This window comes from Micromonospora sp. NPDC126480 (assembly GCF_040302465.1).
In the GTDB taxonomy this organism is placed as follows: Bacteria; Actinomycetota; Actinomycetes; order Mycobacteriales; family Micromonosporaceae; genus Micromonospora.
This window is the reverse complement of sequence record NZ_JBEORU010000009.1, coordinates 179,194-204,384: the sequence shown is the minus strand read 5'-3', so window position 1 is coordinate 204,384 and position 25,191 is coordinate 179,194. Positions and strand designations below refer to the sequence as shown.

Annotated in this window: 24 protein-coding genes and 1 pseudogene; 11 read left to right on the top strand and 14 right to left on the bottom strand. The window is 69.7% G+C overall.

Annotated features, from left to right (window positions below; translation table 11 throughout):
- Positions 1–425 precede the first annotated feature (425 nt).
- Together ABTW87_RS11570 and ABTW87_RS11565 are read left to right on the top strand one after the other, a co-directional pair.
- The gene (locus ABTW87_RS11570) at positions 426–740 is read left to right on the top strand and encodes a hypothetical protein (protein ID WP_350650732.1); all 315 of its coding nucleotides are present in this window, start codon (positions 426–428) and stop codon (positions 738–740) included.
- Positions 741–1,124 carry a hypothetical protein gene (locus tag ABTW87_RS11565; RefSeq protein ID WP_350650731.1) on the top strand — a complete coding sequence of 128 codons (384 nt, stop codon included), beginning with the start codon at positions 741–743 and terminating at the stop codon, positions 1,122–1,124.
- A gap of 337 nt (positions 1,125–1,461) precedes the next feature.
- Here ABTW87_RS11565 and ABTW87_RS11560 read toward each other — a convergent pair whose 3' ends face one another.
- Positions 1,462–3,246, bottom strand: a complete 1,785-nt coding sequence (locus ABTW87_RS11560) for a hypothetical protein (protein WP_350650730.1) — start codon at positions 3,244–3,246, stop codon at positions 1,462–1,464.
- A gap of 214 nt (positions 3,247–3,460) precedes the next feature.
- Here ABTW87_RS11560 and ABTW87_RS11555 point away from each other — a divergent pair, with 214 nt between their 5' ends.
- Together ABTW87_RS11555 and ABTW87_RS11550 are read left to right on the top strand one after the other, a co-directional pair.
- Positions 3,461–3,667, top strand: a complete 207-nt coding sequence (locus ABTW87_RS11555; RefSeq protein ID WP_350650729.1) for a hypothetical protein — start codon at positions 3,461–3,463, stop codon at positions 3,665–3,667.
- Positions 3,668–3,793: 126 nt separating this feature from the next.
- Positions 3,794–4,417, top strand: coding sequence for an endonuclease domain-containing protein (locus ABTW87_RS11550; RefSeq protein ID WP_350650728.1), 624 nt, complete (start codon positions 3,794–3,796; stop codon positions 4,415–4,417).
- Positions 4,418–4,592: 175 nt separating this feature from the next.
- On the opposite strand, the gene ABTW87_RS11545 is transcribed toward ABTW87_RS11550, so the two are convergent.
- The 5 genes from ABTW87_RS11545 to ABTW87_RS11525 all read right to left on the bottom strand — a co-directional run bounded on the left by ABTW87_RS11545 (position 4,593) and on the right by ABTW87_RS11525 (position 10,278).
- The gene (locus tag ABTW87_RS11545) at positions 4,593–5,102 is read right to left on the bottom strand and encodes a hypothetical protein (RefSeq protein ID WP_350650727.1); all 510 of its coding nucleotides are present in this window, start codon (positions 5,100–5,102) and stop codon (positions 4,593–4,595) included.
- Between the two features lie 111 nt (positions 5,103–5,213).
- Entirely contained in the window at positions 5,214–6,911 is a 1,698-nt protein-coding gene (locus ABTW87_RS11540) for a hypothetical protein (RefSeq protein ID WP_350650726.1), read from the bottom strand.
- A gap of 209 nt (positions 6,912–7,120) precedes the next feature.
- Entirely contained in the window at positions 7,121–7,921 is an 801-nt protein-coding gene (locus ABTW87_RS11535; protein WP_350650725.1) for an AbiTii domain-containing protein, read from the bottom strand.
- A gap of 305 nt (positions 7,922–8,226) precedes the next feature.
- Positions 8,227–9,789: a recombinase family protein gene (locus ABTW87_RS11530; protein ID WP_350650724.1), complete on the bottom strand. Its 1,563-nt coding sequence runs from the start codon at positions 9,787–9,789 to the stop codon at positions 8,227–8,229.
- Between the two features lie 51 nt (positions 9,790–9,840).
- Positions 9,841–10,278: a SigE family RNA polymerase sigma factor gene (locus ABTW87_RS11525; RefSeq protein WP_350650723.1), complete on the bottom strand. Its 438-nt coding sequence runs from the start codon at positions 10,276–10,278 to the stop codon at positions 9,841–9,843.
- A gap of 187 nt (positions 10,279–10,465) precedes the next feature.
- Here ABTW87_RS11525 and ABTW87_RS11520 point away from each other — a divergent pair, with 187 nt between their 5' ends.
- Positions 10,466–11,305, top strand: a complete 840-nt coding sequence (locus ABTW87_RS11520) for a DUF72 domain-containing protein (RefSeq protein WP_502891568.1) — start codon at positions 10,466–10,468, stop codon at positions 11,303–11,305.
- A 35-nt stretch (positions 11,306–11,340) separates the two neighbouring features.
- Here the strand turns inward: ABTW87_RS11520 and ABTW87_RS11515 are convergent, their stop codons facing one another.
- Entirely contained in the window at positions 11,341–12,618 is a 1,278-nt protein-coding gene (locus tag ABTW87_RS11515) for a low temperature requirement protein A (RefSeq protein ID WP_350650722.1), read from the bottom strand.
- A gap of 128 nt (positions 12,619–12,746) precedes the next feature.
- Here ABTW87_RS11515 and ABTW87_RS11510 point away from each other — a divergent pair, with 128 nt between their 5' ends.
- The 4 genes from ABTW87_RS11510 to ABTW87_RS11495 all read left to right on the top strand — a co-directional run bounded on the left by ABTW87_RS11510 (position 12,747) and on the right by ABTW87_RS11495 (position 19,194).
- Positions 12,747–13,580: a class I SAM-dependent methyltransferase gene (locus tag ABTW87_RS11510; RefSeq protein WP_350650721.1), complete on the top strand. Its 834-nt coding sequence runs from the start codon at positions 12,747–12,749 to the stop codon at positions 13,578–13,580.
- A 155-nt stretch (positions 13,581–13,735) separates the two neighbouring features.
- Positions 13,736–15,382, top strand: coding sequence for an ABC transporter transmembrane domain-containing protein (locus ABTW87_RS11505; protein WP_350650741.1), 1,647 nt, complete (start codon positions 13,736–13,738; stop codon positions 15,380–15,382).
- The gene (locus ABTW87_RS11500; RefSeq protein WP_350650720.1) at positions 15,379–17,136 is read left to right on the top strand and encodes an ABC transporter ATP-binding protein; all 1,758 of its coding nucleotides are present in this window, start codon (positions 15,379–15,381) and stop codon (positions 17,134–17,136) included. The genes ABTW87_RS11505 and ABTW87_RS11500 overlap by 4 nt, the downstream gene beginning before the upstream one ends.
- A 408-nt stretch (positions 17,137–17,544) precedes the next feature.
- Positions 17,545–19,194: an ABC-F family ATP-binding cassette domain-containing protein gene (locus ABTW87_RS11495; protein ID WP_350650719.1), complete on the top strand. Its 1,650-nt coding sequence runs from the start codon at positions 17,545–17,547 to the stop codon at positions 19,192–19,194.
- Between the two features lie 167 nt (positions 19,195–19,361).
- On the opposite strand, the pseudogene ABTW87_RS11490 reads toward ABTW87_RS11495, so the two are convergent.
- The 6 genes and pseudogenes from ABTW87_RS11490 to amcA (ABTW87_RS11465) all read right to left on the bottom strand — a co-directional run.
- Positions 19,362–19,445 (bottom strand): annotated as a pseudogene (locus ABTW87_RS11490) (kinase); the annotation flags it as partial.
- A 15-nt stretch (positions 19,446–19,460) separates the two neighbouring features.
- Complete coding sequence (locus tag ABTW87_RS11485; RefSeq protein WP_350650718.1) at positions 19,461–20,123, bottom strand: pentapeptide repeat-containing protein; 663 nt, start codon at positions 20,121–20,123, stop codon at positions 19,461–19,463.
- A 61-nt stretch (positions 20,124–20,184) separates the two neighbouring features.
- Positions 20,185–20,367 (bottom strand): multiple cyclophane-containing RiPP AmcA, encoded by a 183-nt coding sequence (amcA, locus tag ABTW87_RS11480; RefSeq protein WP_018789098.1) that lies wholly within the window; start codon positions 20,365–20,367, stop codon positions 20,185–20,187.
- A complete protein-coding gene (amcB, locus tag ABTW87_RS11475; protein WP_350650717.1) occupies positions 20,364–21,497 on the bottom strand; it encodes a cyclophane-forming radical SAM peptide maturase AmcB in 1,134 nt (377 codons plus the stop codon). The genes amcA (ABTW87_RS11480) and amcB overlap by 4 nt, the downstream gene beginning before the upstream one ends.
- Positions 21,494–21,841 carry a hypothetical protein gene (locus ABTW87_RS11470; RefSeq protein ID WP_350650716.1) on the bottom strand — a complete coding sequence of 116 codons (348 nt, stop codon included), beginning with the start codon at positions 21,839–21,841 and terminating at the stop codon, positions 21,494–21,496. The genes amcB and ABTW87_RS11470 overlap by 4 nt, the downstream gene beginning before the upstream one ends.
- Positions 21,838–22,002 (bottom strand): multiple cyclophane-containing RiPP AmcA, encoded by a 165-nt coding sequence (amcA, locus tag ABTW87_RS11465; RefSeq protein WP_350650715.1) that lies wholly within the window; start codon positions 22,000–22,002, stop codon positions 21,838–21,840. The genes ABTW87_RS11470 and amcA (ABTW87_RS11465) overlap by 4 nt, the downstream gene beginning before the upstream one ends.
- A 417-nt stretch (positions 22,003–22,419) precedes the next feature.
- On the opposite strand from amcA (ABTW87_RS11465), the gene ABTW87_RS11460 reads away from it, so the two are divergent.
- Complete coding sequence (locus ABTW87_RS11460; protein ID WP_350650714.1) at positions 22,420–23,766, top strand: hypothetical protein; 1,347 nt, start codon at positions 22,420–22,422, stop codon at positions 23,764–23,766.
- Positions 23,763–24,338 carry a flavoprotein gene (locus ABTW87_RS11455; protein ID WP_350650713.1) on the top strand — a complete coding sequence of 192 codons (576 nt, stop codon included), beginning with the start codon at positions 23,763–23,765 and terminating at the stop codon, positions 24,336–24,338. Before ABTW87_RS11460 ends, ABTW87_RS11455 begins: the two co-directional genes overlap by 4 nt.
- A 38-nt stretch (positions 24,339–24,376) precedes the next feature.
- Here ABTW87_RS11455 and ABTW87_RS11450 read toward each other — a convergent pair whose 3' ends face one another.
- Positions 24,377–25,174 (bottom strand): DeoR family transcriptional regulator, encoded by a 798-nt coding sequence (locus ABTW87_RS11450; protein WP_350650712.1) that lies wholly within the window; start codon positions 25,172–25,174, stop codon positions 24,377–24,379.
- Positions 25,175–25,191 lie beyond the last annotated feature (17 nt).

Below are 25,191 nucleotides of genomic sequence, written 5' to 3'. Positions count from 1 at the left end.
CCTGAACGCCTTCGACATCGCCTTCGAAGGACGCCTGTCCGCAGGCCGCAAGTAGCCGTCAACAACCCGAGTTACACCGTTCGTTTGACAGACCCGTACGGCCTGGGGCTGCCGGGCGCTCGGGGCCAATCGTGAAGGGGGCGGCGCCGCCAGGAAGCTGGAGGCCGATAGCATCGGGCCGGAAGTTCAGGGAGGGTCGTTGGGCATCACCTGGGAGCAGGCGGGGCATGTCGCTGACGCGCTGGCGGTTCCTGGCTTCCTGTTCGGTGGTCGGGCTTGGTATGGCGTGATGGCAAGCCAGGGAGGCCAGTAGGCAGGCCAGGAACGCCCGCACCGCCGCCGAGGCCGCTCGAGATGCTGCTTCGCACACCGAAACTGCGATCGGTCGCAGTGCCTTGCTCGCGGCGATTCCGGGCTTTCAAGACGTGGAGCTTGCTCTGACCGACGCCATCGCGCAGAACTCCGCCGAGCTTGCCCGAGCGGGCTGCGCGGACTGGCGGACCAAAGCCAGTCACGTCCGTGGACTGCTCGAGGCCGCTGAGCTTTCCACCCCGGCGCTGCTGAGCCTGATCCAGGAGTCCATGAGCCTTGCGGTGAAGGCGCGCAGTGAGGTGATTAGACCCGATTGCACCGAGATACCGACTGCTGTTGGCGATCTACTGCTCATCGCCGGACGGGTGACGGATGAGCTGACAAGCCTCGCGTCGAGGGAGAGCTACCGAACGGGAAGGGTGAAGTAGATGCCGGCGCCGAGCGCGGAAGCCATCGAACGGCTGAAGGCGTTAGTCGCGGCACTAGCGCGGCAGACGCGTGCGGGCCGCTTGAACTGGAAGGACCGCGCGCATTCCAATGCGCTGGTTCGGGCCCTCGTGGACCGTGAGGTCTTCAAAGTATCGCTGCCACGGTCCACTATCACGGTTGCCTCGCGCCCGGGAATTACGGTCACGGATCAGGGCGGCGAGATCCTTCAGGAGTACATGCCGGCACCATTAGGGTTCGAGCTGGAGAGGGATCTTGATCTTGAGCGGCTTCTGGGGCGGCTCTTGACGGAGATCCGCGAAGAGCAACGACGAGCGCTGACTGCGCTCGATGACATCATCGCCGACGTGGAGGGGCTCAGCTGAGCCGATGGGGCGAAACCAGCAGTAGGGACCCCTTGTCCTCGCTGCGCCGCTAGGTGCGAAGAAGCGGCGCACGACAGCAAGCGGCACCGTCGCGGATGCTGGAGTCGGATTAAGCTGTGGGCGGTGCAGGCGCTGCACGCCGACGCGGCCGCGCTGGCCCGGATGTGCGGAAGCACCGCCTCGCCAGAGGTAGCGTGCGGCTTCGGCGGCGCCAACGCCCGTGCCTCGGTCCTGCTCGGCCGCACGGCGGTGGACGTCGTCGCGGCTGCCTTGCCGGTCGGTGATACTAGCCCTGGGTGCTCGGCCGGTGGTAGGGGCCTGCGCCCTCTACTGCTGCTCACCGGCCGCTCGTGGGATGTTCGGAGGCGAGGGCGTCGATGGAGGCGACGAGTACCCGTCCGCGAGCGTCTCTGGCGGAGCCGTTCTGTTCAGTCTCCAGTACTGGGTGGCTGCCCAGGTAGCGGTAGACGGACTCACCGGCCGGGAGCTCCACCGTCACGGTGACACCACCGTCGGCACGGGGCTGAGCTAGCTCGACGCCCTGCGCGAGGTGACAGCGCGGGATGTAGGTGATGCTGGGCCCGAGGTCGAGTTCCCGTCCGGCGATGCGGATCGTCGTGCGGGGCAGGACGTGCATAAGCCGGAACTCGCCGGGGAACTGCTGCGTGAGGCGGGTCGGGTCGTGGGGCTGGAAGGTGAAGCTTGCTTCGCGGTCTGCGATCGGCACCTGCTCCCCGGCGATCAGGCGTGCGGCGCGACGGATCACGGCGGCGTCTTCAGCGGTGACGGTCGACGGCACCGCGAAGACGCAGCGGGTGTGTTCCTGGATCGTGGCGAGCTGCTCCACCAGTTGCACCACCTGCTGCGGCGCGGCGTCGCTCAACGGCTCGTCGATGGGGGTTTCGGCGAGAGCAGTGCTGTCACCGTTCACGTGAAGTCGGATGAGGTTCGGTGGGACGAAGGCGGCCAGCAGTCGCAGCAGGGGCAGTGCAGCCGACGGTGTCGACAGCGGCGCCTGCGCCACCGACACGGTAATGGTGCCGGTGCGCCGGAGCTCGTCGATGCGCAACTGCACGGTGAGGACGTTCAGGGCGTCGGATCCCCGCAAGGTGAACCCACGCTGTCCGTGCAGCCGCTGAGTGAAGACGATCTCGAGGCCCTGCTGAGGCATCCCGGCTGGACTCAGCACGGTCAGCGTCGCCAGCAGCGGCGGCGTAAGGCGTTCAGGCACGGCCGTCATGAACAGCCGAGTGACCTGTCGGGTCCCCGAGATTCCTAGCTCAGCCGGCGCGTTGACCGTCAGCGGCCCCACGAACTGCCCGGAGAGATCCAAATCGCCGCCGTATGCCAACGCCTCGTCCACCTGCTGGCGCGTCTGCTCGCCCTCGGGTGTGGCGGGGAAATTGAACTCGCCCCTGACCGTGATGGGCGGCGCCTGTGCGCCGGGCCTTGCCGAGATCGTCACCTCGGTCCACCCATCGGCGGGAATCGCCTGGACCTGGTAGTCGGCAGAGATCTCCTCGGCGCGACGCCCGAGCGCCTCGACCCTGGCCACAAGATCAGGGACGCCGCCGGCGAGCATGTCGCGTTCAGCCCTGTGCTCTCGAATCGCCTCAAGCAGCTCACCGTCGACATCCCTGAGCACTGCACGGACGAGGTCAGGATGGGCGGCAAGCTGCGTGTTGAGCCACGAGCGTCCGTGCCACTGGCGGATGAAGCGGTACGTCTTCTTGAGTTCCGCGAACCACTGCAGCTCGGCCGGATTGTGGTTGATGGGCACCACGAGGTACCAGGCACGCGGGTTCAGCGTCGCCGCCCGCGCCAACGACTTCTCGACCTGGCTGCGGCGGTTCGGTGAGCGACCGCCGAGCCGCCCGGTGAAGCTTTTCAACTCGTAGATGCTCAGCCGTCCCGCGTGCCGTACCTGGACGTCGCGCCCGCCGTCTCCGCCCGAACCGTCGATCACCTCGGCACGGGGATGTAGCCGGACCAGTAGTCGCGACACGAGGTCGGCGTACTGCGGCTCAGACAGCTTCTCCCACGGAACCGACACCACGTGCTGTGCCTCCACCCTTCGAACAGCGAACACAAAATCATAAGCGGCATCACCGACCGCGAGCACGACAGCAGAAGCGCACCCGGCAAGGCGATAGCGACCTTGGCGGCGCAGCCGTGGCTGAATCCGGGTAGCCGGTGTGCGGCGCGCGAGCGTGGGCGGTCGCGCGGGGCTTCAGAGGTTCACGGCTACGTCCGGCTGGTTAACGGGCCCCCGCTCTGCAACACGGCGACGCCGTCCAGCACGCCCTCGCCGCCGGCGCCCCACTACCCCGGCTCCGGTGCCGACTACCCCGGCGCCGGCCACCACCCGCCCTCCGGCGCCTGATCCCACCACGGCGACCACCGACCCCGTCCTGGACCCGGTGGTCCACTCCTCCGAGCTCGGCTCAGGCGACGGGCTGGTCATCGGCGGGCTGGCCGGCCTGCTGGTGGGCTCGGCGCTCGGCCTCGCTGCGGCGTTCCGTCTCCGCCGCCGGACGCCGTAGCAGCGTCAGGCCGAGTTGATTGGGGGCGTCCTGCGGGGGCGCCACCGACTTCTTACCGGCCGGGAGACGGGCCGCGGGACGCGTACGACGTGCGGAGCGGCCACCTCCACTGTCAGAATCCGGCGTGTGGCCCTTGTCGACGCCCGCCTACTCGGGTTGGTTGCCCCTCACCGCACCTTCGATGTGTGCTGCCTAGACAACCCGAAGAAGGCGCTGCAGCGGCACCGCATCACTGCGGTTCGGTACCGGGAGTTGCTGCGGGCGCAGGGCGGCGGGTGCGGAGTCTGCGGCACGTCGGCGTGGCGCCACCCGGTCGGGTTGGTGCCCCTTCCAGTTGACCATGATCACTTGTGCTGCTCGGGCCGTGATTCGTGCGGCCGGTGCGTACGGGGACTGTTGTGTGCCGGCTGCAACGGGTTCCTCGGCCTGGTCGAGATACACGGCAATGCGATGCTGCGGCCGAGGACGTGGATCGAATCTGCCCGCGCTTACCTGACCTACGCCGGCGTCGACCCGTGGGAGATGGACCGGTTCGTCGCCAAGGGGCGCATCCACCGAGACCGGCGAATCAGAGCTGGGATCGACTGCGGCTGCTACCACTGCACCGGTGATCCCAAGGGAGCGGGTGGATGGATCGCTGCGGCGATCGCCGCCGGTGAACCGGTGTGGGACGAGATCATCCGGCGAACCGCGCGGCAGAATGCGAAAGCCCGCGCGCTCGGATTGACCTTCGCCGACGACGACCTGTGAGCCGCCTCCGCGATCCTCCACCTGGCTGACCGGACGACGGCGGCCAGCTCGCGGAAGTGCCGCTTCACCCACCGGATGCCTCGGCCACCCCCGCGAGTCGTCAAACTGCCCGATGGCCCGCTTCGCCTGCCGCAGAATCTTCCCGTGCGCCCTAACCTTCGGCGGCCTGATGGCGTCATCCGCCAATCCCAACTCGCACGAGTTCGACCAAGCGGGGCTTTGGGCCGCGTTCCCAGTTTGTCTCTATGGCCTGCTTCACCAGGCCGTATGTGTCCCTTGACCAGCTATCTCTGTTGGTGGCCAGGACGACTTGATCGGCCGTAAGGATTTGGGCCGCTCGGACCAGCCGCTTAGCCGCCTTTTGTGTGCCGTGTTCGGCCCTCAGGGTTCCGTTGGTCTTCGCCTCACCGACAATGATATTGCCGTCGACGATGAGGCAAAGGTCGAGTTCTATCGACTCCTGGTTGTCAATGACGCTGAATTCAGACGACCACAGGACTGATCGTGCATCCTTACCGAGTTGGGCTGCCGCAAGGATGGGAAGGTATCCGTGCTGGTTGAGCAGGTCCCGCACGACCTGGTCGAGCGCGTAGTAGATGTGGGGTTCGGGGTCGTTCTGATACCAGCGGCCGTGGGCGAGGGTGCTGACATGGCCGCAGGCGTGGCAAGCAAAGGTTGGACCCACTTGCTCGATCCTGTAGAACGCGTGCCATCGGCAGCGCGCGCAGTTGAGCAGGAATCCGCGCCGGATGACGTTGATGAGCAGTAGCCGGTCGAGGTGTTCTCGAACCTCGTGTTAATCGAGGCCGAGGTTCGCGACTAGATCCTCGAGGGAGGTGAAGCCTTCGTTGCGGATGGCATAACCGATTCCGTAGTTGCCCTTCTTCTTACCGCTTGGCGGCAGGAACGAGTCGAGGATCTTCCGGGTCACTCCGGTGAGGTCCTTGGCGATCGCATCAAACGATCCCCACATCTCCAACGCGTTCTGCGCCCGGCGACCGGCGTCCGATCGCTCGATTCGTGCTCCAGACCGGGCTGCGATGGTGCTGAACAGTTCGTCTGCGGTGGGGAACCGGACTTGAGGTTGCGCGAGCCTTGATTCAACCGGGTCGCCGCCGAAGGTGAAGCCCATGTTGGGTGATGCGTAGGACAGGCCATCACGGCTGACGCGTATAACGGCGTCCGGAAGCGGCGACGGTGGGAACGGCAGGAACGTCTTGCTGGGGATCGCTGTTCGTGGTGGCGCCGCGAAGCCGGGATGGGACACGTCGATGTGCCAGTAGACGTCCGCGCCGAGAACCTGCGCTACTTCCGGCAGTGGCAGCTGGAGCGGTGTCAAGGTGACAACCTCACCATCCGCGACGGCCACTGGGAGGGTGCGTCGCACCGAGAAGGCTGTCGGGTCTGCGAGGCCACCGTGACCGCGCACATCTAGAAGCTCTGAGGCTTGCACGGCGTGAAGCGTCGACCTGATCCGGACGACCCTGTCGTCCGGTGCCGATCGCATCTCGAACCTGTTGTTGATCCGGTCCACGATTGTCGTAACCGTCGCGATGCTTTCGCTGATGCTCGTGACAAGGACGGGACGGTCATGGTCTTCAGTGAGGTCGCCTAGCGTGTGAAGGGCGATCTCCACGGTCGGCGCGAGGTCCGACGAGAGGAGCTTCATCGGTACCCAGGCGCCATGTTTGAATAGCCGATCCGCGATCATCGCCAGAGCGTGATCTTCCGCGGTGTCGCCGATTACACAGACAACCGGCAGCTCCTCGTACCCGACACCTATCGGTACTGTCCAGCGCCTGGTGTGACTGTACGGGCTCTTGGCCAGCAGGTCCGCGAGCGAGAGGTCAACGTTGAGGGGAAGTCCGGCCGCCTCGAGGTACCGATCAGCTAGGTCCGAGCCGAAGGCCCGGCCCGTGATCGCGAAGGTGACGAGGGTTGGAAGATCTTGTTCCTGCACTGGGATTCGAACGACTCGGCAGTCCTTCCGCGAGGGCTCGTCAACGCTGCCGACCCGCGTCTCGACCATCAGTCCAACTTGCGGATCTACTGCGTCGAGGTCGAACACCACCACCTCTTCGTCTGGGGTGGCGGGTACAGTCACTAGACCTCGGCGGGACTGGCCATGCCGGTCCGGCCAGTCGAGGTTGTTCGCCCGGAACTCGGCCGTCTCTTGGCGGAGGCCCCGATATGGGCTGCACCAAGCGTCGACTTGGCCGGCGAACGCCTCCCAGTCGCCTTCGTGAGTAAGCCGCTCTAGCCTCAGTCGATCCCATGTCGTCTCTGGCGACTCGCCGTCGTGTCCGCATCGCGCGATCATCTCTGCCTTTGCGGCGGAGTCTCCTTGGAGATCACCAACGGTGCGCAGGTGTCCGCCGACATCGTCGGGGTCGAAACGCCTCAAAAAAGGAAGCAGTCCAGGCTCCGCCACGCCGGGATCGCCGGATAGGGGAATGAGAATGTCCCCAGCGCCTCCCCAGACCCTGGCCAACACGGCATTCGCTCGTCGCGCATGGAACAACCAGTCGTCATGGACTCGATAGGCGAGAGCTAATCTCGGCGGGCGAAGGCTCGCGTGAAGGTTACGAAAGTCGATGTCCTTCCGCGGCATGTTGTTCCCTCTCCTAGCCCTGTCCAAGAGCTGTCACGGACGTGTACTGAGGGCATCGGCAGTCTCGCCTTTGCGGACGACACCTTTGTTGGCTATCCGGCCAAGTACTGAAGGACGCCCGCAACGCCGCCAACGACTGCGACGATCAACCCGAGGATCCCGCTCACCCTTGCCCAACGCTTCCACCCCGGCGGCTCCGGCTCTTGCTCCTGCGCCTGGCCAACGCTGCTTGTGGCGGCGCTGCTGGACTGTGCACTGTTGACGACCACTCGGTTACGCTTCCCGGTGACGATGAACTGTACGGCCTGGTTGGCTACCTCCGCCGTGGGATTGTCGGCGTCATCGGGCATCGCGTCTCGCAGCTCTGCGACAAGCGCCGTGAGCGCCGTGCGGATGCGATCCAAAACCCCGTGAACGCTTGTCGTGCTGACCGCCCAATAGAGCCGCTCGATGTGCTGGTACGGGTTCTTGTTGGCGTGGTTCATGTGGGCCACGAGGTCAGCGCCCATGTACGGGCCCAACTTGACGACGTTCTCGCCACTATTTCGGATCATCGCTTCCAGCGCGCCGACGCCCTGGACGAGGGCTACCTCCTCCGTGAGGTCGTCCCGGGCGAACTCCGGCAGGTCCCAGCGACTGATGGTCTGGTTGCTGATGTGACGATGGCCGCTGATCAGGTCTACCTGAAGGGGTGCATGGACCTTGCGCCACTCCGGGAGTTCGTCATCGCCGCTGTACCCGTTCAACTCCCGGCTTGCCCAGTCTCGCAGCTCGACGGACCTGGCCTGCCCACCAAGAGCGACGCACTTGCGAAGCGTGTCAGCGAGCGGCACGCCGCTATCCAGAGCACCTCGTTCGATCTCGATGAGAAGCCTATTGGCGGTCATGCCCATTCAAGTCGCGTCCCATTCCCGCTCTACTCGATCGATCACGCCCACACTACCCCTGACTGCAGGTCAGCCAGATGCCATGCTCATCCGGCTCGCGGCGGCAGTGACATGCAGGCTAGCCGCCCAACCGTTTGCCGGCGACATCCCCGGGTGGCGCGAGAAGGAGCGCGTCCACCGGGCACAACGGACCATCCCGTGACGACCCGCGCCGCCCGCCCAACACAGAACGGACGGCGGACATAGCCTGCGCTCATCTCGAATCGAGGCAAAGGTCAGGCCGTACGGCTCTGGTGTAACTGCCGCCAACGTCAAGCCGCCTGGCTGTCTTGCGGGCCGAACTTCCACCTCCAGTCGAGGCGGTGACGGCCGAAGGTGCGCCGTTCACCCTTGAACCCGGCGCGCAGGAGCTTGATGTCGGCAACCAGGCGGATGATCTCCCGCTTGACGGGGATGTCGTCGCCGAGTTCCTGCCACGCCGCCACGGCCTGGTCGCCGATGCGTCCGCGGAGCACGGCCGGGATCCCGGCGTCGGCGGCGCGTTGCTCGTGCTCGGCGATCTGCGCGAGCAGGCCCCGCTCGGCGCGGGCGTAGGCGATCGCGGTGACCTCGCCCTCCTCGCCGAGCTTGCGCCAGTCCTCCAACTCACCGCGCAGTCGTTGTGCTTCGGCGCGGGCGTGGGCGACTTCCTCGTCGGTGGCGCTGGCGGCGGTGAGGATGTCGTAGACGTCGGGGCGGGACAGCCACGCCACCACCGTGCGCTGCACGTACTCGTCCAGAATCGGCGCCTTCACCGCCGTGCATCGCTTGTGTAGGCAGGAGTACACCTGCCCGGTCCAGCCGTGCCGGTTGAGCCGCTGCGACGACAACGGCCCCCCGCACACCCCGCAGCGCACGATGTATGACAGCAGATGCACCGCCCGCGCAGGCCGGGTCGTCGTGCGAGACGGGTCGCCCAGCATCCGCACCACCGACCAGTACGTCTCCTCGCTCACCAGCGCGGGCCAGATCCCGTCGCCGACGATCTCCCCACGCAGCACCCGCTTTCCGATGTACGCCGGGTTCATCAACTGCTTGCGCAGGATCCCGCGCCGCCAGATCCCACCCTGCGAGGCAGGAATGCCAAGGCGGTTGAGTTCGGCCTCGCGAACGGTGAGGGGCATGCCTTCGGAGATCTTGCGGAAGTTGTCCCGCACCACCTGAGCGTGCGAGTACTCGGTGATGGTCCCGTCGGCGGCCACCGCTGTGCGGACCTCGGTGTCCGGCTCCTGGCGTAGCAGGGCCTTGGTGCGCTGGTCGTAGATCCGCCGGTATCCGTAGGTGATCTTCCCGTGCGGGCGGCCGGCTTCGGCGGCGCCGACGATGCCGCGCAGCACGTTGTCGCGGATCGAGTCGGCCATCCACTCGGCCTGCACGGCCTGGAAGCCGAGCATCATCCGGTCGTTCTTGTCCCGCAGGTCGTACAGCACGCCGCCGACGAGCCAGAAGTTGAGACCGACTTCGTGGCACATGTCGCGGATCTTCACGAACACCGCGAGGTCACGTTCCTTGCGGGAGATCTCCCAGACCACCAGCACGTCACCCTTACCGGCGCGGATCTGCTCGATCAACAACTCGAACTGCTCCCGATCCTTTGTGGCGCGGCGGCTCGCCGATCGGTGGTTGTCGGTGAACGACCCCGCGTCCGTCCACGACCGCTTCGTGATCTCCGCCAGGTTCAACACACCCTGGTCGTGGACGCTCTTGCCCTGCTCCTTCTTGTCCTGACTCGCGCGCTGATACCGCAACGCCCGCACCTCTACGCCACCCGCAAGCAGCGCGTCCTTGCTGTCGAACCGGCCCCGATTCCCCGACCGGGCCTTCCGCCGTACCATCAGACCGTCCCCTTAGATCGACGTTCGTGTCGGCAACATCGACCCTAGCTTCTAACGATTCCTGACAGTTCCGGGCGAGCACCCCAGCAGCGCGGCCACCTCGTCCACCGGCAGATCACAGATGAACCGCAGCACCAGCACGGCCTGCTGGCGGCGCGGTACCCGGGCCAGCGCCGCACGGAGGACCTCCCGGTCCTCGACGCCCGCGTCGTGCACCGGGGCCGGCTCGGGCGGCGCCGCGAACAGCCGCACCCGTGACCACGCCCGCCGCCGCTCGTCGATGAAGGTCCGCACGAGCATCGTCCGCACGTACCGGTCGATGTCGTCGGCCCGCCGGACCCGGCCCCACTTCACATACAACGTGGTGATCGTCTGCTGAACCAGGTCGTCGGCCCGGTGCCCGTCTCCGGTCAGGAGGCAGGCGAGCCGGCGCAACGCGGGTATCCGCGCCGTGACGTACTCGACGTACTCCTCGTCGCCGTCTGCCAATTCGTCGCTCCTCCGCCCGGGGACGTCCCACCCTCAGACGGGTCCGGCGGTCCACCGGGTTGTATCCGTTCCGGACCGGCCGAGGAGCGGCTTCCCGCGACGGCCGGGCGCCGGGGCGACCGGCGGCCCACGGCGTCCCGGGACTAGCATGCGGCAGCGGCGGCTCCCCGCCCGCCCGGGAGGTCTCATGCGTCTTCACGTTGGCTGTGCGATGTGGACGCACAAGGCCTGGCCGGGGCATCGGCTGCCGGCTCACGAGCGCCTGCGGCACTACGCCGGCTGGTGCAACTCGGTCGAGGGGAACACCACGTTCTACGCGACCCCTTCCCGCGAGACCGTGGCGTCGTGGGCCGACCAGACCGATCCCGGCTTCCGGTTCGTCCTCAAGCTGCCCAGGGTAGTCACGCACGAACGCCGGCTCGGCGACGCCGACGGGCCGCTGCGCTCCTTCCTCGACGCGATCGAGCCCCTCGGCCCCCGGGCCCACGCCCTCTGGATCCAGTTGCCGGGCTCATTCGCGCCCGGCGACGTGCCCGCTCTCGCCCGCTTCCTGCGCCGGCTCCCCGCGTCCCACCGGTACGCCGTCGAGGTCCGCCACCCCGCCTTCTTCACCGACCCCGGCGCGACCCGGCTTTTGGCGGAGGCGCTCGCCACCAGCGCCGCCGAATGGGTGCCGTTCGACACCACCGCGTTCTTCGACAAGCCGCCCACCAGCGACGCGGAGCGGGACGCCTGGACGAAGAAGCCGCGGCTGCCGTTCCGCGGGGTCGCCCTGACCGACCGGCCGATCGTCCGCTACCTGGGCCGCGACGACTCGACCCGGACGGTCGAGGGCTGGCAACGGTGGGTCGGCATCGTGGCCGGGTGGTTGCGTTCGGGGCGATCGCCGACGGTGTTCATCCACACCCCGGACAACGCCGACGCTCCGGCGCTCGCCCGCCGGTTCCACGACGAGGTGCGGGAGCGCGTACCGGAGTTGGAGCCCCTGCCGGAGCCGGCCCCGCTCGGACCCCTGACTCTCTTCTGACCCTCGTCGCCGTGTGCGGGACCGTCCGTCCGCTGCTACGGCTGGGACCCTGGCCGGTCGGTCGACAGTTCGGCGGGGCGTGGCTGTTCCAGCGGGCGACCGGCGGCCCGGCGGGTGTCGACGAACGCGATGCCGGCCAGGACGACCATGGCGGTGGTCCCGGCGGCCAGCGGCGGTGCGGCCAGCAGGGGCACACCGGCGGCGAGGAGGACGGCGACACCGACCCAGCGGCGGGCGGAGACACGGGAGAAGACCGCCCACTCCAGCACCGCCCTCCCCAGCAGGTAGCAGGCCGGTCCGCCGAGGATCATCACCAGCCACGCCGGATAGGTGGGCCCGGTGGGATGGACCTGGATGAGTTCGTGCCCGATCGCCGTCATGATGATCCCGAAGATCACCACGGCGTGGGCGGACGAGACGGCCCGCCCCAGAGCCGCTGGATCCCGGGCCTCCGCCACGGCCTCACCGAGCACCTGACCGGCGCGCTGGAAGTAGATACGCCACATCAGGACGGCGGTGACGAACGCCACGACCAGCCCGATGCCCTCGTACCAGCCGGAGCGGTCGCGACCGCTTGCGTACACGATGCCGACGGCGAGGATCGTCTCGCCGAGGGCGATCAGGACCAGTTGGGTGTACCGGTCGGCGAGATGATGGGGCGCGACCGCGAATGCCGTCATCCTCCTGTGGCCCAGGCGGGGCAGCGGCCAGCCCAACCGCGCCGAGCCGAGCGTGACAGCCAGCGCCAGGATCCACAGCACCACCTGCGCGCGGCCGGTGGTGAGCGCACCGACGATCCAGAGCAGGCCTCCCGCGGCGAACCAGGCCGCGACCCGGAGGTACAGCCGGGCCAGCGGGTGCCGGCCGAGGGAGTACGCGAGGACCAGCGGCCGGCCGACCTGGCTGAGCGCGTACGCCAGCGCGAACGAGAGAGCGGCACCACCGCCGAACACGTGGGGCGCGCTCGTGCCCATCACCAGCACGGCGAACGCCGTGGTCAGAACCGCCCACTGGGCCCCGGGGGTACGCGGGTCGAACCGGGCGGTCATGTAGGCGGTCATCGTCCACGACCAGAGCAGCGGCGCGAACAGCAGCACCGTTTGACCGATCACGCTCCACCGTCGCGCGACGTCGGCCCGGTCCAGGCCCGGCCCCTCCAGGCCCAGCACCGCGGTGGCCACCAGCCGGTTGAAGGCGAACACCATCACCAGGTCGAAGAACAGTTCCACGTACGTGGCCTGCTGCGCGCTCGCCGGGCTGCGCAGCAGCTTGACCCCCTGCCCCCGGCTCCAGCGCCTCGGTAGTCCCGCCACCTCTCCATCGCAGCCCATCTGCACCTGGTATGCGACGACATCTGCCGATTACTCCTCACGGAACTGGTCGTCGCCGTCGGACCCATAAGCGCGTGCCGCGAGGCTGCCCGTCTCCTACGCTGACCGGCGTGACCGGGGACAGCTGGGAGTGGGATGCGTCGTTGTACTCCGGAAGCGCCGCGTACTACCCGCGCGGCCGCATGCCCTACCCGCAAGCGCTGGCCGATGTGCTCGCCGCCGAGTTGGACCTCGACGGTACGGGTCGCCTCCTCGACGTCGGCTGCGGTCCCGGTTCCCTGACCCTCCTGCTGGCCGGCGCGTTCGAGGAGGCGGTCGGGCTCGACGCCGACCACGACATGATCGCGGAGGCCGGCCGGCTCGCCGCCCGGGCCGGCGTCCGCAACACCCGTTGGCTGCGGATCCGAGCTGAGGACCTGCCGGCCGGGCTCGGCGGCTTCCGGGTGGTCACCTTCGCCCAGTCGTTCCACTGGATGGACCGGCCCCGGGTCGCCCGGGCGGTGCGCACCATGCTGGACGCCGGGGGAGCCTGCGTGCACGTGCACGCCACGACGCATCAGGGGGTGGCGGGCCCCGGGACGCTGCCCCACCCCCGTCCCCCGCACTCGTCGATCGGTGAGCTGGTGCGCGCCCACCTCGGCCCGGTACGACGCGCCGGCCAGAGCGCGCTCCCGCACGGCACGGCCGGCGGCGAACAGGAGATCTACCGGGCCGCGGGGTTCACCGGGCCACGGCGGTTCGAGATACCCGGCAGGGTCGTCAGCCGCACCGCCGACGACGTCGTCGCCGCGGTCTTCTCGCTGTCCAGCTCGGCTCCCCACCTGTTCGGCGACGACCTCGCCCGGTTCGAGACCGAGCTGCGCAAGCTTCTGCACACGGCCAGCCCGAGCGGGATGTTCAGCGAGGAGACCCGCGAGATCGCGGTGGACATCTGGTGGCCGTAGCCGGGCCCGCCCGGGCCGACGGGGCCGTACGGCACGGGCTTGATCGGTAGCCTGAGCCGGTGCCCCTACAGCTCCCACATGCCGAGCCGGGCGTGCCGGACACCCGGGGGCCGATGCGCTACATCTGGTGGCTGGTGCGCTGCCAGCCCTGGCGGGTGCTGCGCGGCAGCCTGATCGGCACGGCCTGGATGCTGGGGCTGGCCGCCCGGCCGTACCTCGTCGCCCGGGCCATCGACGACGGGCTGCGCGCGGACGACCACCGGGCCCTGGCGTGGTGGGTGGCCGCCATCGTCGTCGCGGGGGTGGGCCTGGCCTATCTCGGCATCCTGCGGCACCGCACGATGACGTTCGTCCGGGAGGACGCGTCGGCCCGGTCGGCGGCGGTCCTGCTGCGCCACCTGTCCCGCATCGGCGCCGTGCTGCCCCGCAGGATCGCCGCCGGCGACGTCGCGACGGTCGGCGGCACCGACGTCACGCACACGTCGGCGGTGCTGACGATGACCGGGCCGGGCGTCGGGGCGGTCGTCGCGTACGCGTTCGTCGCCGTCGTGCTGTGGTCGGTCTCCCCGCTCCTCGCGCTGGTCGTGCTGCTCGGCGTGCCCGCGATGGTGCTGGTCGTCGGGCCGCTGCTGCGCCGCCTCGAGCGGGTCGAGTCGGCCTACCGACACCAGCAGGGGCTCCTGACGACCCGCGCCGGAGACATCGTGGCGGGGCTACGCGTGCTCGCCGGGGTCGGTGGGCGCGGCCTGTTCGCCCGCCGGTACGCGGCACGCTCCCGGGTGCTGCTCGCCGAGGGATACCGGGTCGGGGCCGTGAACAGCTGGATCGAGGCGCTGACGATCACCATCCCGGGTCTCTTCCTGGCCGCCGTGGTGTGGCTGGCGGCGCGGATGGCCGCGGCCGGCGACATCACGATCGGGGAGATGGTCGCCGTCTACGGGTACGTGGCGATCCTCATCGTGCCGGTCTGGTTCCTGCTCGAGGGCGGCTACCAGCTGATCCGGGGCCGCGTCGCCGCGCGCCGGATCGTCGCCCTGCTCAACCTGGCCCCGGACGACGTCGCGCCGCGGTCGCCGGTGGAGGTCCGAGCCGCCCCGGCGTACCCCGCCGACCTGCACGATCCCGCCACCGGCCTGACGGTGCCCGCCGGAGAGCTGCTCGCCGTCGCCGCCGACGACCCGGCGGATGCCCGCGCGCTTGCCGACCGCCTCGGTCGGTACGTCACAAGCGACGTGACCTGGGGCGGCGCGCCGCTGGCCGGGATCGCCCTCGACGAGGTGCGCGCCCGGATCCTGGTCGCCGACCACGACTCCTACCTCTTCGCCGGGACGCTGCGGGAGATCCTGCGGACCCGGGCGGGCACCGGCGACGCGGACGTCGCCGCGGCCCTGCGTACGGCGTCGGCCGAGGATGTCGTCGACGCTCTGCCGGACGGCCTGGCCGCGCCGGTCGGCACCCGGGCCCGCACGCTCTCCGGCGGACAGCGCCAGCGCATCCGCCTCGCCCGGGCCCTGCTCGCCGAACCGGACGTGCTGATCCTCGTCGACCCGACCTCCGCCGTGGACGCGCACACCGAGGCGCGCATCGCCCAGCGGCTGCGGGCGGCGCGGGCCGGGCGCACCACCGTCGTGCTGGCCACCTCCCCGCTGCTGCTCGGCTGCGCCGACACGGTCGCGCACCTGCGCGAGGGCCGGATCGTGGCGGTCGGCACCCACGCCGACCTGCTCGACCGGGACCCGGGCTACCGGGCGCTGGTGTTCCGCGACAGCGAGCCCGCCGACGTGGACGGGGTGGCGCGGTGAGCGGACTGCGGGTCGCGGACCGGGCCACCGTCCGCCGGGCCGCGCTGGGTCTCATCGCGCGGGACCGCCGGGCGGTCGCCGTCGTGCTGGTGCTGCACGCCGCCGCCGCTGTCGCCGGGCTCGCCGCGCCGTGGCTGCTGGGCCGGATCGTGGACGCGGTCGCCGCCGGCGCCGGCGCCGCCACCGTGGACCGGCTGGCGCTCGCGATCGCCGGGTCCGTGCTGGCCCAGGGGCTGCTCTCCCGGTACGCCCAGTACGCCGGCCACCGGTTCGGTGAGCGTGCCGTCGCCCGGCTGCGCGAGGAGTTCGTCGCGCGGACGCTGGACCTGCCGGTCTCCGTCGTCGAGCGGGCCGGCACCGGCGAGCTCGCCACCCGCAGCTCCGTTGACGTGACGACCGTCGGGACCACCGTCCGGGACGTGGTGCCCGTCGTCGTCATCTCCTCGACGCAGCTCGTGCTGCTCTTCGGCGCGATCTTCCTGCTGCACCCGCTGCTCGGCCTGGCTGCCCTGACCGGGCTGCCGTCGATCTTCGCGGTCACCCGCTGGTACCTGCGCCGCGCCCGGCCGGCGTACCTGGCCGAGGGCGCCGCGACCGCCGAGCTGACCGAGGCGCTGACCACGACCGCGGAGGGCGCGCGCACCGTCGAGGCGCTCCGGCTCGGCGCCGACCGCATCGCGTACGGCACGCGGCGCATCGGCCGCGTGTGGGCCACCCGCCGGGCGACGCTGGCCCTCCGGTCGGTCTTCTTCCCGGTGGTGGAGGCGAGCTACGCGCTCCCGATCGCCGTGGTGCTGCTGGTGGGCGGGTTCTTCCTGAGCCGAGACCTGGTGACGCTCGGCGAGGTGGTCGCCGCCGCGCTCTACCTCCAGCAGGCGATCGATCCCCTGGACCGGCTGCTGCAGTGGATGGAACAGGCGCAACGCGGCCTCGCGTCGTTCGCCCGCGTGCTCGGTGTCGGCCCCGGCGCGCCGGGGCCCGCCGGGATCCCGGCACCCCGCTACCCGGCGACCCCGTCGCGGCGACGGCTCGTCGTCCGCGACGCCAGGTTCGCGTACGCCAGCGGGCACGACGTACTGCACGGGATCGACCTGGAGGTGCGGCCGGGAGAACGTCTCGCCGTCGTCGGCCCGTCCGGCGCCGGCAAGTCCACCCTGGCCCGGCTGCTCGCCGGTATCGACGCGCCGCGGGTGGGCGTGGTGAGCCTCGACGGCCGCCCGGTCACCGAGCTGGACCCCGCCGAGCGGCACCGCCGGATCGCGCTCGTCACCCAGGAACACCACGTCTTCATCGGTTCGCTGCGCGACAACCTCGCCTTCGCCGCGCCGGACGCGTCCGACGATCAGATGCGCTCCGCGCTGGTCACTGTGGGCGCCGACTGGTACGCCGACCTGCCCGACGGCCTCGACACGCAGGTCGGCGACGGCGCCCGCGAACTCGGTGCCGCCGAGGCTCAACAGCTCGCCCTGGCGAGGCTCGTGCTCGCCGACCCGGACATCCTCGTCCTCGACGAGGCGACCGCCGCGCTCGACCCGACCACCGCCCGGCGCACCGAGCGGGCGCTCGCCGCCGTGGTGACCGGGCGTACCGTCATCGCCATCGCGCACCGGCTCAACACCGCCCACGACGCCGACCGGGTGGCGGTGCTGGAGGACGGCCGGATCACCGAACTCGGCAGCCACGACGACCTCGTCCGGACCGGCGGCGCCTACGCCGCCCTGTGGCGCTCCTGGCACGGGGGCGCTCGCCACTGAGCGGGCACGCGGATCCAGGCGGGCACGTCCCCTGGCCGGATCGGTCCGGCGGCTAACCGGCGCTTGACTTCTGGTCGGTTAACCATCCACCACCGCGCGCACCTGGGTGGGAGCGCATGAGGCCGGTCACGCCCCGGTCAATTCCTTCGCCCCTGCTCGGGGCCGGTCGGTAGACTGCGGGACATGTACTTCTGTATGAAGCCCTGGTTCAGCCGCTGACGGCGGCCGAACCCGACTGATCTCTCGTCCGCCGTCCTGGCCCTGCGCCGGGCGGCCTTCGCGTGCAGCCCGGCTCCATGACGAGCTGAGAGAACACGCATGCTTCGTACTGACCCTTCATCCGCTGTTTCTGCCCTGCCTCGGGATCTTCCCGCGGGCGCTGCTGCGCATGTGCGCGCCGAGGGCGTCGTGGTCCGTCTGGGAGAGCGCACGGTCCTGTCCGGCGTCGACGTGACGGTCCCAGCCGGTTCCCGCCTGGCCATCGTCGGCGAGAACGGCAGGGGCAAGACGACCCTCCTGCACGTGCTGGCCGGCACTCTGACGCCCGACGCGGGCGTGGTCTCGCGTACCGGGACCCTGGCGCTGGTCGAGCAGACCCTGCACGTCGAGAACGAGCGCACCGTCGGTGACCTGGTCAAGGAGGCCGTCGGGGACTCCCTCACCGCCCTGGAGGTGCTCGAGAGAGCGACCGAGGCCCTTGCCCACGGTGAGTCCGGCGCGGAAGACGCCTACGCACAAGCCCTGGAGGTCGCCACCGCGCTGAACGCCTGGGACGCCGAGCGGCGCGTCGACGTCGCTCTGGAAGGTCTGGGAGCCTGTACCGACCGCGCCCGGCGCCTGGCGACCTTGTCGGTCGGGCAACCTTACCGGGTGCGACTGGCGGTCGTGCTGGGCTCGACCACCGATCTGCTGCTGCTCGACGAGCCCACCAACCACCTGGACGCCGCCGCCCTGGATTTCCTGGCGAGAAGGCTGCGGGAGCACTCCGGGGGCGTCGCCGTGGTCAGCCACGACCGGGCTCTGCTGCGCGAGGTCGCCACGACCTTCCTGGACCTGGACCCGAGCCGGGACGGCCTGCCCCGCCTCTACGCGGGCGGCTACGACGGCTGGGTCGAGGGCCGTCGCCGTGAGCGGGACCGGTGGGAGCAGGAGTACGCCGCCCAACAGGCCGAGCACGCCCATCTTGCCCGGGCCGCCGAGGAGGCCCGCGGGCGCCTACAGACCGGCTGGCGCCCGGACAAGGGCACCGGAAAGCACCAGCGCGCCACCCGTGCCGCCGGGGTCGTGCAGGCCTTCAACCGACGCGTCGAGGACCTGGAGCGGCACCGCATCACGGTGCCCGAACCGCCCCGGAAACTGTCCTGGCCCGACCTGCGCACCCGGGCCGGACGCCCGGTCCTGCACGGGCAGGGCCTCACGGTCTCCGGACGGCTGCACCAGCCGGTCCACGTGACGATCAACGGTGGTGACCGGCTGCTGCTGACCGGTCCCAACGGGGCGGGCAAGTCCACCCTCCTGGGCGTGCTGGCCGGGCACGTACGCCCCACCGGGGGCACCCTGCAGGTCCACCACGACGCCCGGGTGGTCATGCTGTCCCAGGAACTGCCTGCCTGGAACCCGGAGCACACCGCCCACGAGGCATACCAGGCACACGTGGACCGCCTCCAGTCCGGCGGCCGAAGAGGGCACCCCAGCTCGGTCAGTGGGCTGGGCCTGCTGGACGCGGTCACGCTACGTACCCCGGTGGGGCGCATGTCCCAGGGCCAGCAGCGGCGCCTGCACCTCGCGATGTGCCTGGCCGAGCAGCCCGACCTGTTCATGCTCGACGAGCCCACCAACCACCTGTCCGCCTCCCTGGTCGACGAGCTCACCCAGGCACTGACCACCACGGCCTGCGCGGTCGTGGTCGCCACCCACGACCGGAAGATGCTCACCGACCTGGCCGGCTGGCCCCGCCTCGCGCTGGCCGGGCCCGCGGCCCCGGACACCAGGAGCACGCACCGAGCGCGAGCTGGCTCAAGCAGGCGCGGTAGGACGAGCGCCACACCGTCGCAGTAGCCGTGCTTGGCGGGCTGTCTGGCTCCCGGGACCGACGTTGGCGAACGGTACGCCGAAATGGCGACACCGGTAGCCGGCTGAGCTGCCCTACGGGGACGGAACGTTCGGTAGCAGGTCGTCGTCGCGTCCGGTCTGGGTAGCCCGGCGGCAGCGGCGATGGCCGCGACGGCCTCGCTGCTCTTGCCTGAGCCGGAGTTGCCCCGGATGCAGATGAGGATCGTGTCCGGGCTGCCGGTGGGTTCAGCGAGCACGATGCCTTCTCGACTTCAGTCGTTGCGCACGGTGAGGTTGAGGGCGGCGACGGTCAGCTGGGTGAGGTCAGGAAGCTGGTCCTCGCCGAGGGTGACGCCGTGCAGGTTGTCGATGGGCGTCTTGAGGCCCTGGAGCCGGCTGCCCCGAAGGTCGGCACCGTCCAGGTGGCAGGAGTCAAGTTCCAGGCCGGCAAGGTCACACGACCGTAGCGCGATGCGAGGTAGCCAGCAGGAAGACCACGCGCCGTTGGTGAGAGTGCAGTCGGTGAACGCGACCGAGCCGGAGGCGGTAACACGCTGAAGGGTGGCGTAGTCGAAGCGGCAGCCGTCGAACAGGACGTCCTTGAGGCGTACGTCGGTGAGTCTGGTGCCGGTGAACCGGGAGCCGGTGATGGCGCACCGTTCGATGGTGATGCCGGTCAGGGTCGCGCCGGAGAAGTCGGTGCGGGTGATCTCGCAGCCGAAGAGGCTGCCCGCTTCCCAGGTGCTCTCACTCAGGTCCACGCCGATGATCAGGCTGCTGCGAATGCTGACTTCCTCAAGATGCGAGCCGCGCCACGCCGCGCCGTTGACGAGGGCCTCGGTGAGGCCGCCGTCCAGGTTCGTCGTGGTGTCGAGGTCGTCCGGTTCGAGGTCCGGCAGCAGGACCTTCACGTCGCCGATCGTGGTGGTGCGCATGTGTCCTCAACCTGTGTGGGCGCGGGGTGGGCACGCCACCCCGCGCGTCCCGTCGCGGGGGCTACTTCTTCTTGTTCCAGTTGTCCCAGCCGGGTCGGCTGTCGAACCTACCCTTGTTGTCCCAGGTGGGGCGGTTGTCGAACTTCGCCGCGTCGATCGACGCTACCGACCGCTGCGGGTCGACGCCGAGGCGGGCGAGTTGCTCAGGTGCGGCGTTGACGAGGACCGCGAGAGCGTTGGTCATGGGGCTCCTCCTTGAGGGGTGAGGTGATCGGCGGCGCGGACGAGGGCCTGTCGGGTGGTTCGGCAGTAGGCGGTCTCGCGGGCGGTGAACGTCGCGTGCTCGAAGTAGCGGTTGCCGGCCTGGGCGCCACGGCAGAAGTCGTAGAAGGCGCAGCGGTCGGCGCAGTCGTTGAGGGCCGTAATGAACTCGGCGACGTAGCCGAGGTCGCCGGCGCCGGCGAGCATTGCGGTGATGGGTTGCTGGAGGACGTTGCCGGCGATGAAGTCGCCGTATCGCGGCTCGGTGATGCCGAGCAGCTCCGGTGACAGCAGCACCACCTGCCCATCCCAGGAGACGGTCGGGATCGGCTCGTACGGCGCGTGGTCGACGCGGCCAGCGCGGGTGGCGGCGAGATAGTCGGCCAGCCGATCCACGTCGCGGATCCGCAGCGGGCTGCCGTCGACGCGACGTGCGATGAGCTGCTGCCAGAACCGGTACGCGGCATCCTCCGACACCGGTGCCCGGTCGGCGCCCTCCTGCTCTTCGATGTTGAAGCCCACCGACTCACAGCCGGGCAGGCCGGTGAAGAAATCGACGAGGGCGTCCGCGTGGTCGATGGTTTCCGGGGTGACCACACAGATCACCGAGTACCTCAGCCCTGCGTCGACCAGGGTCTGCATGCCGCGCAGGGTGCGGGCATCGGTCGGGTTGCCGGCCCGGTCGAGGCGGTTGCGGTTCAACGCACCCGGTCCGTCGATGCTGACCCCGACCTCGAACCCGTAAGCGGTGAACAGCTCGCACCACTGGCGGTTGATCAGCGTCGCGTTCGTCTGGATCTCGTGACGCACCATTCCCGCGCGTCGCAGCTCCTCGAACGGGGCCAGCAGCTCCCGGAACAGCCCAATCGGTGTGGCGGTGGGTTCGCCCCCGTGCCACACGACACTCACCGGATGATCGCTGCTCTGCTGAGCGATCGACTCAGCACAGGCCTGCGCGACCGCGCCGCTCATCAGGCGGCGCGTTCTCCGGTCAGGCAGGTAGCAGTAGGTGCAGTCGAGGTTGCAGAAGCTCGTCGGCTGCACGACCAGGGTGTGGAAGCTGCCGGCGACCGCCGGCTGGCCGGTCGCGTTGATGAGGCCGATGCCGTTCACGAGGAGGCCTCCTCGATGCCGGCGGCCGTGGTGGTGCTGACGCGGTAGGCGTGGGTGTGGCGAGCGGGCCAGCCGAGGAACCGGTCGAACATGTCGGCGGCGCTGCCCGTCACGCTCGGGTTGAGCCGGTGCAGGTCGTCGATCGCGTCGTCCAGGCAGCCGGCCAGGTAGAGGAACAGGCTCACCGGCACTTCTCGGTACTCGGCCAGGAGCGCGAGCTTCGCCGCGCCGCAGGGCCACGGCTGCCCGCACCGGCGGCACAGCCACAGCGGACGCATCGGCAAGTGCTCAACCCCTGTCGGCACGGTCCGGTGGACCGAGAGGCGGCGCTGCTGGCCGGTCACCGCCGATCACCCTCTTTGGCCTGCTGTTCGAACAGCCAACGCCACACATGGGTGAGCAACGGCGGATCAGCAAGCTGCAGCTGCCACTGCGAAGACGAGCACCCCGACTCGGGCCGCCGGGACTGGTCGGCCATCGCGTTGCGCGAGACATACACCGTCATGCCAGCACCCCCGGTCGAGACGGCCGGCGGTGGGCTCGTCGGGGGAAAGGCGAGCCCACCGCCGCACCACGGCGGCTGGGAGCAGACCGCCGATCACCCACCCACGCAGCCCTCATGGCGGTACGCAGGCGAGGCCTCAGCCGCACGCGTAAGAGGGCGTCACACGATGGGGCCGGCCGACGCGCCGGCGGATACCCTTGCCGTCCGGTGGTCCCGTCGTTCATCTCGAGTCCCCTGGCGTGAGGCTGTGATTCGGTGCCGGCCGCCTACTCACCAAAAGCGGCGCACCGGCACGATCAGGTTCGCTCGTGAACGCGGCGATGGGGATGTCCTGGCGGTGCACTCACGGTGCACCTGCAAGCACGCCGAGTGCCGTTACGATCGTCCGGCCGACTGTCCGTAGGGGAAGGACGTGCGATGGCTGCGGTGACGACTTGGACCGGCCGGGAAGCAAACGCGCTGCGCCGGGCGTTGCGGATGAGCGTCACCAGCTTCGCCGAACACCTGGGCGCTGCCCGGCGGACGGTGGCCAAGTGGAGCAGCCAGGGCGACAAGATCTACCTGCGTGCCGATATGCAGGCTGCCCTGGACACGGTGCTGGCGCGGGCCACCCCGGACGTCCGCGAGCGTTTCGATGCACTGGTGAGAGCAGGTACCAGCGGTGCATTTGCGGATCCCGCGAAGCCATCCGTCACCGCCACGCACGTCCATACTGGCGACGGCAGCATTCACGACATCGACTCGGACGGCGACGTGCGGCGCAGGGACCTCTTGACGGGCGTGACGATCGGCGGCATGGCCTTGCCGAGCGTCGCACCGCTGCTCAACGCGCTGGTCGCACCACCGTCTCGAACCACCACGCGAGTTGCCCTAACGCTCCGGCAGTTCGCTCGGAACGTCGCCGCAGCTAAGACCGACTACCAGGCCTGCCGGTACGAGCAGGTTCTCGCCGGACTCGCGGCCCTGCTGCCCGCGCTGGAACCGACTCGTGCAAACACCGAAGGCGAGCAGCGAGCGCAGGTAGAAGCCCTCGCCAGCGACCTCTACCACGTCGTCAGCAGCATGCTGCTCAAGGTCGGTGACAATGGCATGGCCCTGGTCGCCGCCGAACGCAGCACCCGTGCCGCTGCAACCAGTCAGGACCCGGTGGCGATGGCCACGAGCGCCCGGATTATGACCCACGCCCTGATGAGCAACGGCCACAGCAATCAGGCACGGCAGCTCGCTGAAGACGCGGCCGAGAACCTCCGACTCGGCACCCGACTCGCCTCGACCGACGCGGTCGCCGTCTACGGCGCCCTGCTGCTCCGCGGTGCTATCGCCGCCGCCCGCGACGACAACCGTGACAACGCACAGGCCATGCTCGACGAGGCCTCCCAAGCCGCCAGGCGGCTCGGCTACGACGGCAATGACCGATGGACCGGATTCGGTGCCACCAATGTCCTGCTGCATCGCGTCAACATCGCGCTGACCCTGGGCGACGCCGGCACCGCCATAGCCCTCGCCCGCCAGGTACCACTGGACAAGATCAGCCTTGCCGAACGCAGGGCCTCCCTGTTCGTCGACGTGGCCCGCGCCTACACGCAGTGGGGTCGCTTCGAGCACGGCCTGAACGCGCTACGCAGCGCGTATGAGGTGGCCCCAGAGGAGATCCGGTGCCGGCCAGCGGTGCAGCGCATCGCCAGCGACCTGGCAGTCCTCACCCGCGGGCACGTCCGCACCGCCGTCATGCATTTCGCCCAGCAAGCCGGGATCCGCGTATGACTGGCGGCCACCTGCAAATCGTCGTCTGCGCTGCTGGGCCCGCCGCCGACGTGACACAACTGATCACCACCGCGATGCAGCAATCGTGGACAACGGCGGTCACCGCCACCCCCAGCGCCCTCGAGTTCATCGACGTGGAAGCGATAGAGCGGCTGACCGGGCACCCGGTCCGTTCCACTTACCGGTCGTCCCCCGGCGCCCGCCGCTCGCTCCCCGCCGCGGACGCGCTCATCATCGCCCCCGCCACCTACAACTCCGTCAACAAGATCACCCTCGGCATCGCCGACAACTACGCGATGACCACGGTCGCCGAGCTGATCGGCCGGCGGGTGCCGACAGTGGTCGTCCCGTTCGTCAACGCCGCCCTAGCCGCCCGCGCACCCTTCCAACGTGCCGTGGCGGACCTCCGTGCGGAGCGCGTCCGGGTCCTTCTCGGAACCGACGACGGATGGGAGCCGCACCCGCCCGGCAGCGGCAACAGCCGCCAGAAGGCATTCCCGTGGGCGACGGCGTTCGAAGCGGCGACCCGGCTGGCCGGCGAGGTGCCGGCCGGCAGGACTGATCGCAGCTGACTCCAACGTGCAACGCAGCATCGGAGGCATGAGAGGAATTAGGCTCCGAGGTCGGTCAGCCGCCGGGCCATGCCGTCCCCGGGCAGCCTCCACACCTGATCATCGGGCCAGTGCCGATACAGCATCTCCCTGGTGGTCACCGCAATCTGCGGTCGTAGCGGATCGCGGACCAGGTCGGTCAGCAGTTGCTCTTCCCATTCGGCGTCCTGAGCGATGATCAACACCGCCCCGACCGGCACCGCTCGGTGGCTACGCCGGTAGCCGGTCAGCAGCCCACTCAGTCCCGACGTCCGCTTCTCCTGCTCGGCGATGGCGTCGCCTACCGGGCCTCGGTCAACGTGCACCAGGAACCGCAGGCAGCGCCCGTCCTCGAGCCAGACGCCGTAGCCGTCGGCGCGCAGGTGGGCCAGGTCATGCTGGCGCAGCCACGCCGAGGTTTCCATCGTCGCTAACCACTGGAACAGCTCGCAGGTCCCGGCATTCCGCCGCGACACCTCGACCAACGGCAGGAACAGCAGGGCATCCGCCGGGCTCGGATGCCGTCGGCCCAGTTGCAGAGGCACCGACCGCCCGGATGCCGCCAGCTCACGACTGAGAAGTTCGGCTCCCTGCGCCGTGGCCGCGTACCACCAGGTGTGGGTGCGGTCCTCCGCCGAGCGATCGCGGCGCACCAGCCCCGCGTCGTGCAACCAGGCCAGGTCCCGGTGAGCCGTCAGCCGCGACACGTCACAGACCAGCGCCACATCCAGTGTCGACGCCGAACCGTCCTGCGCCAGGAACGACAGGATCCGCCACCGCCGCGGCAACAACCGCCGCACGGCCGTACGGTCGTTCATGTCCCGATGATCCCGCC

Coding starts and splice junctions, on each gene's coding strand:
- ABTW87_RS11565 (WP_350650731.1), top strand. CDS start 741: ATGCCGGCGCCGAGCGCGGAAGCCATCGAACGGCTGAAGGCGTTAGTC.
- ABTW87_RS11535 (WP_350650725.1), bottom strand. CDS start 7,921: ATGGGCATGACCGCCAATAGGCTTCTCATCGAGATCGAACGAGGTGCT.
- ABTW87_RS11530 (WP_350650724.1), bottom strand. CDS start 9,789: ATGGTACGGCGGAAGGCCCGGTCGGGGAATCGGGGCCGGTTCGACAGC.
- ABTW87_RS11520 (WP_502891568.1), top strand. CDS start 10,466: ATGCGTCTTCACGTTGGCTGTGCGATGTGGACGCACAAGGCCTGGCCG.
- ABTW87_RS11485 (WP_350650718.1), bottom strand. CDS start 20,123: ATGCGCACCACCACGATCGGCGACGTGAAGGTCCTGCTGCCGGACCTC.
- amcA (WP_018789098.1), bottom strand. CDS start 20,367: ATGACCAACGCTCTCGCGGTCCTCGTCAACGCCGCACCTGAGCAACTC.
- amcA (WP_350650715.1), bottom strand. CDS start 22,002: ATGACGGTGTATGTCTCGCGCAACGCGATGGCCGACCAGTCCCGGCGG.
- ABTW87_RS11460 (WP_350650714.1), top strand. CDS start 22,420: ATGGCTGCGGTGACGACTTGGACCGGCCGGGAAGCAAACGCGCTGCGC.
- ABTW87_RS11455 (WP_350650713.1), top strand. CDS start 23,763: ATGACTGGCGGCCACCTGCAAATCGTCGTCTGCGCTGCTGGGCCCGCC.
- ABTW87_RS11450 (WP_350650712.1), bottom strand. CDS start 25,174: ATGAACGACCGTACGGCCGTGCGGCGGTTGTTGCCGCGGCGGTGGCGG.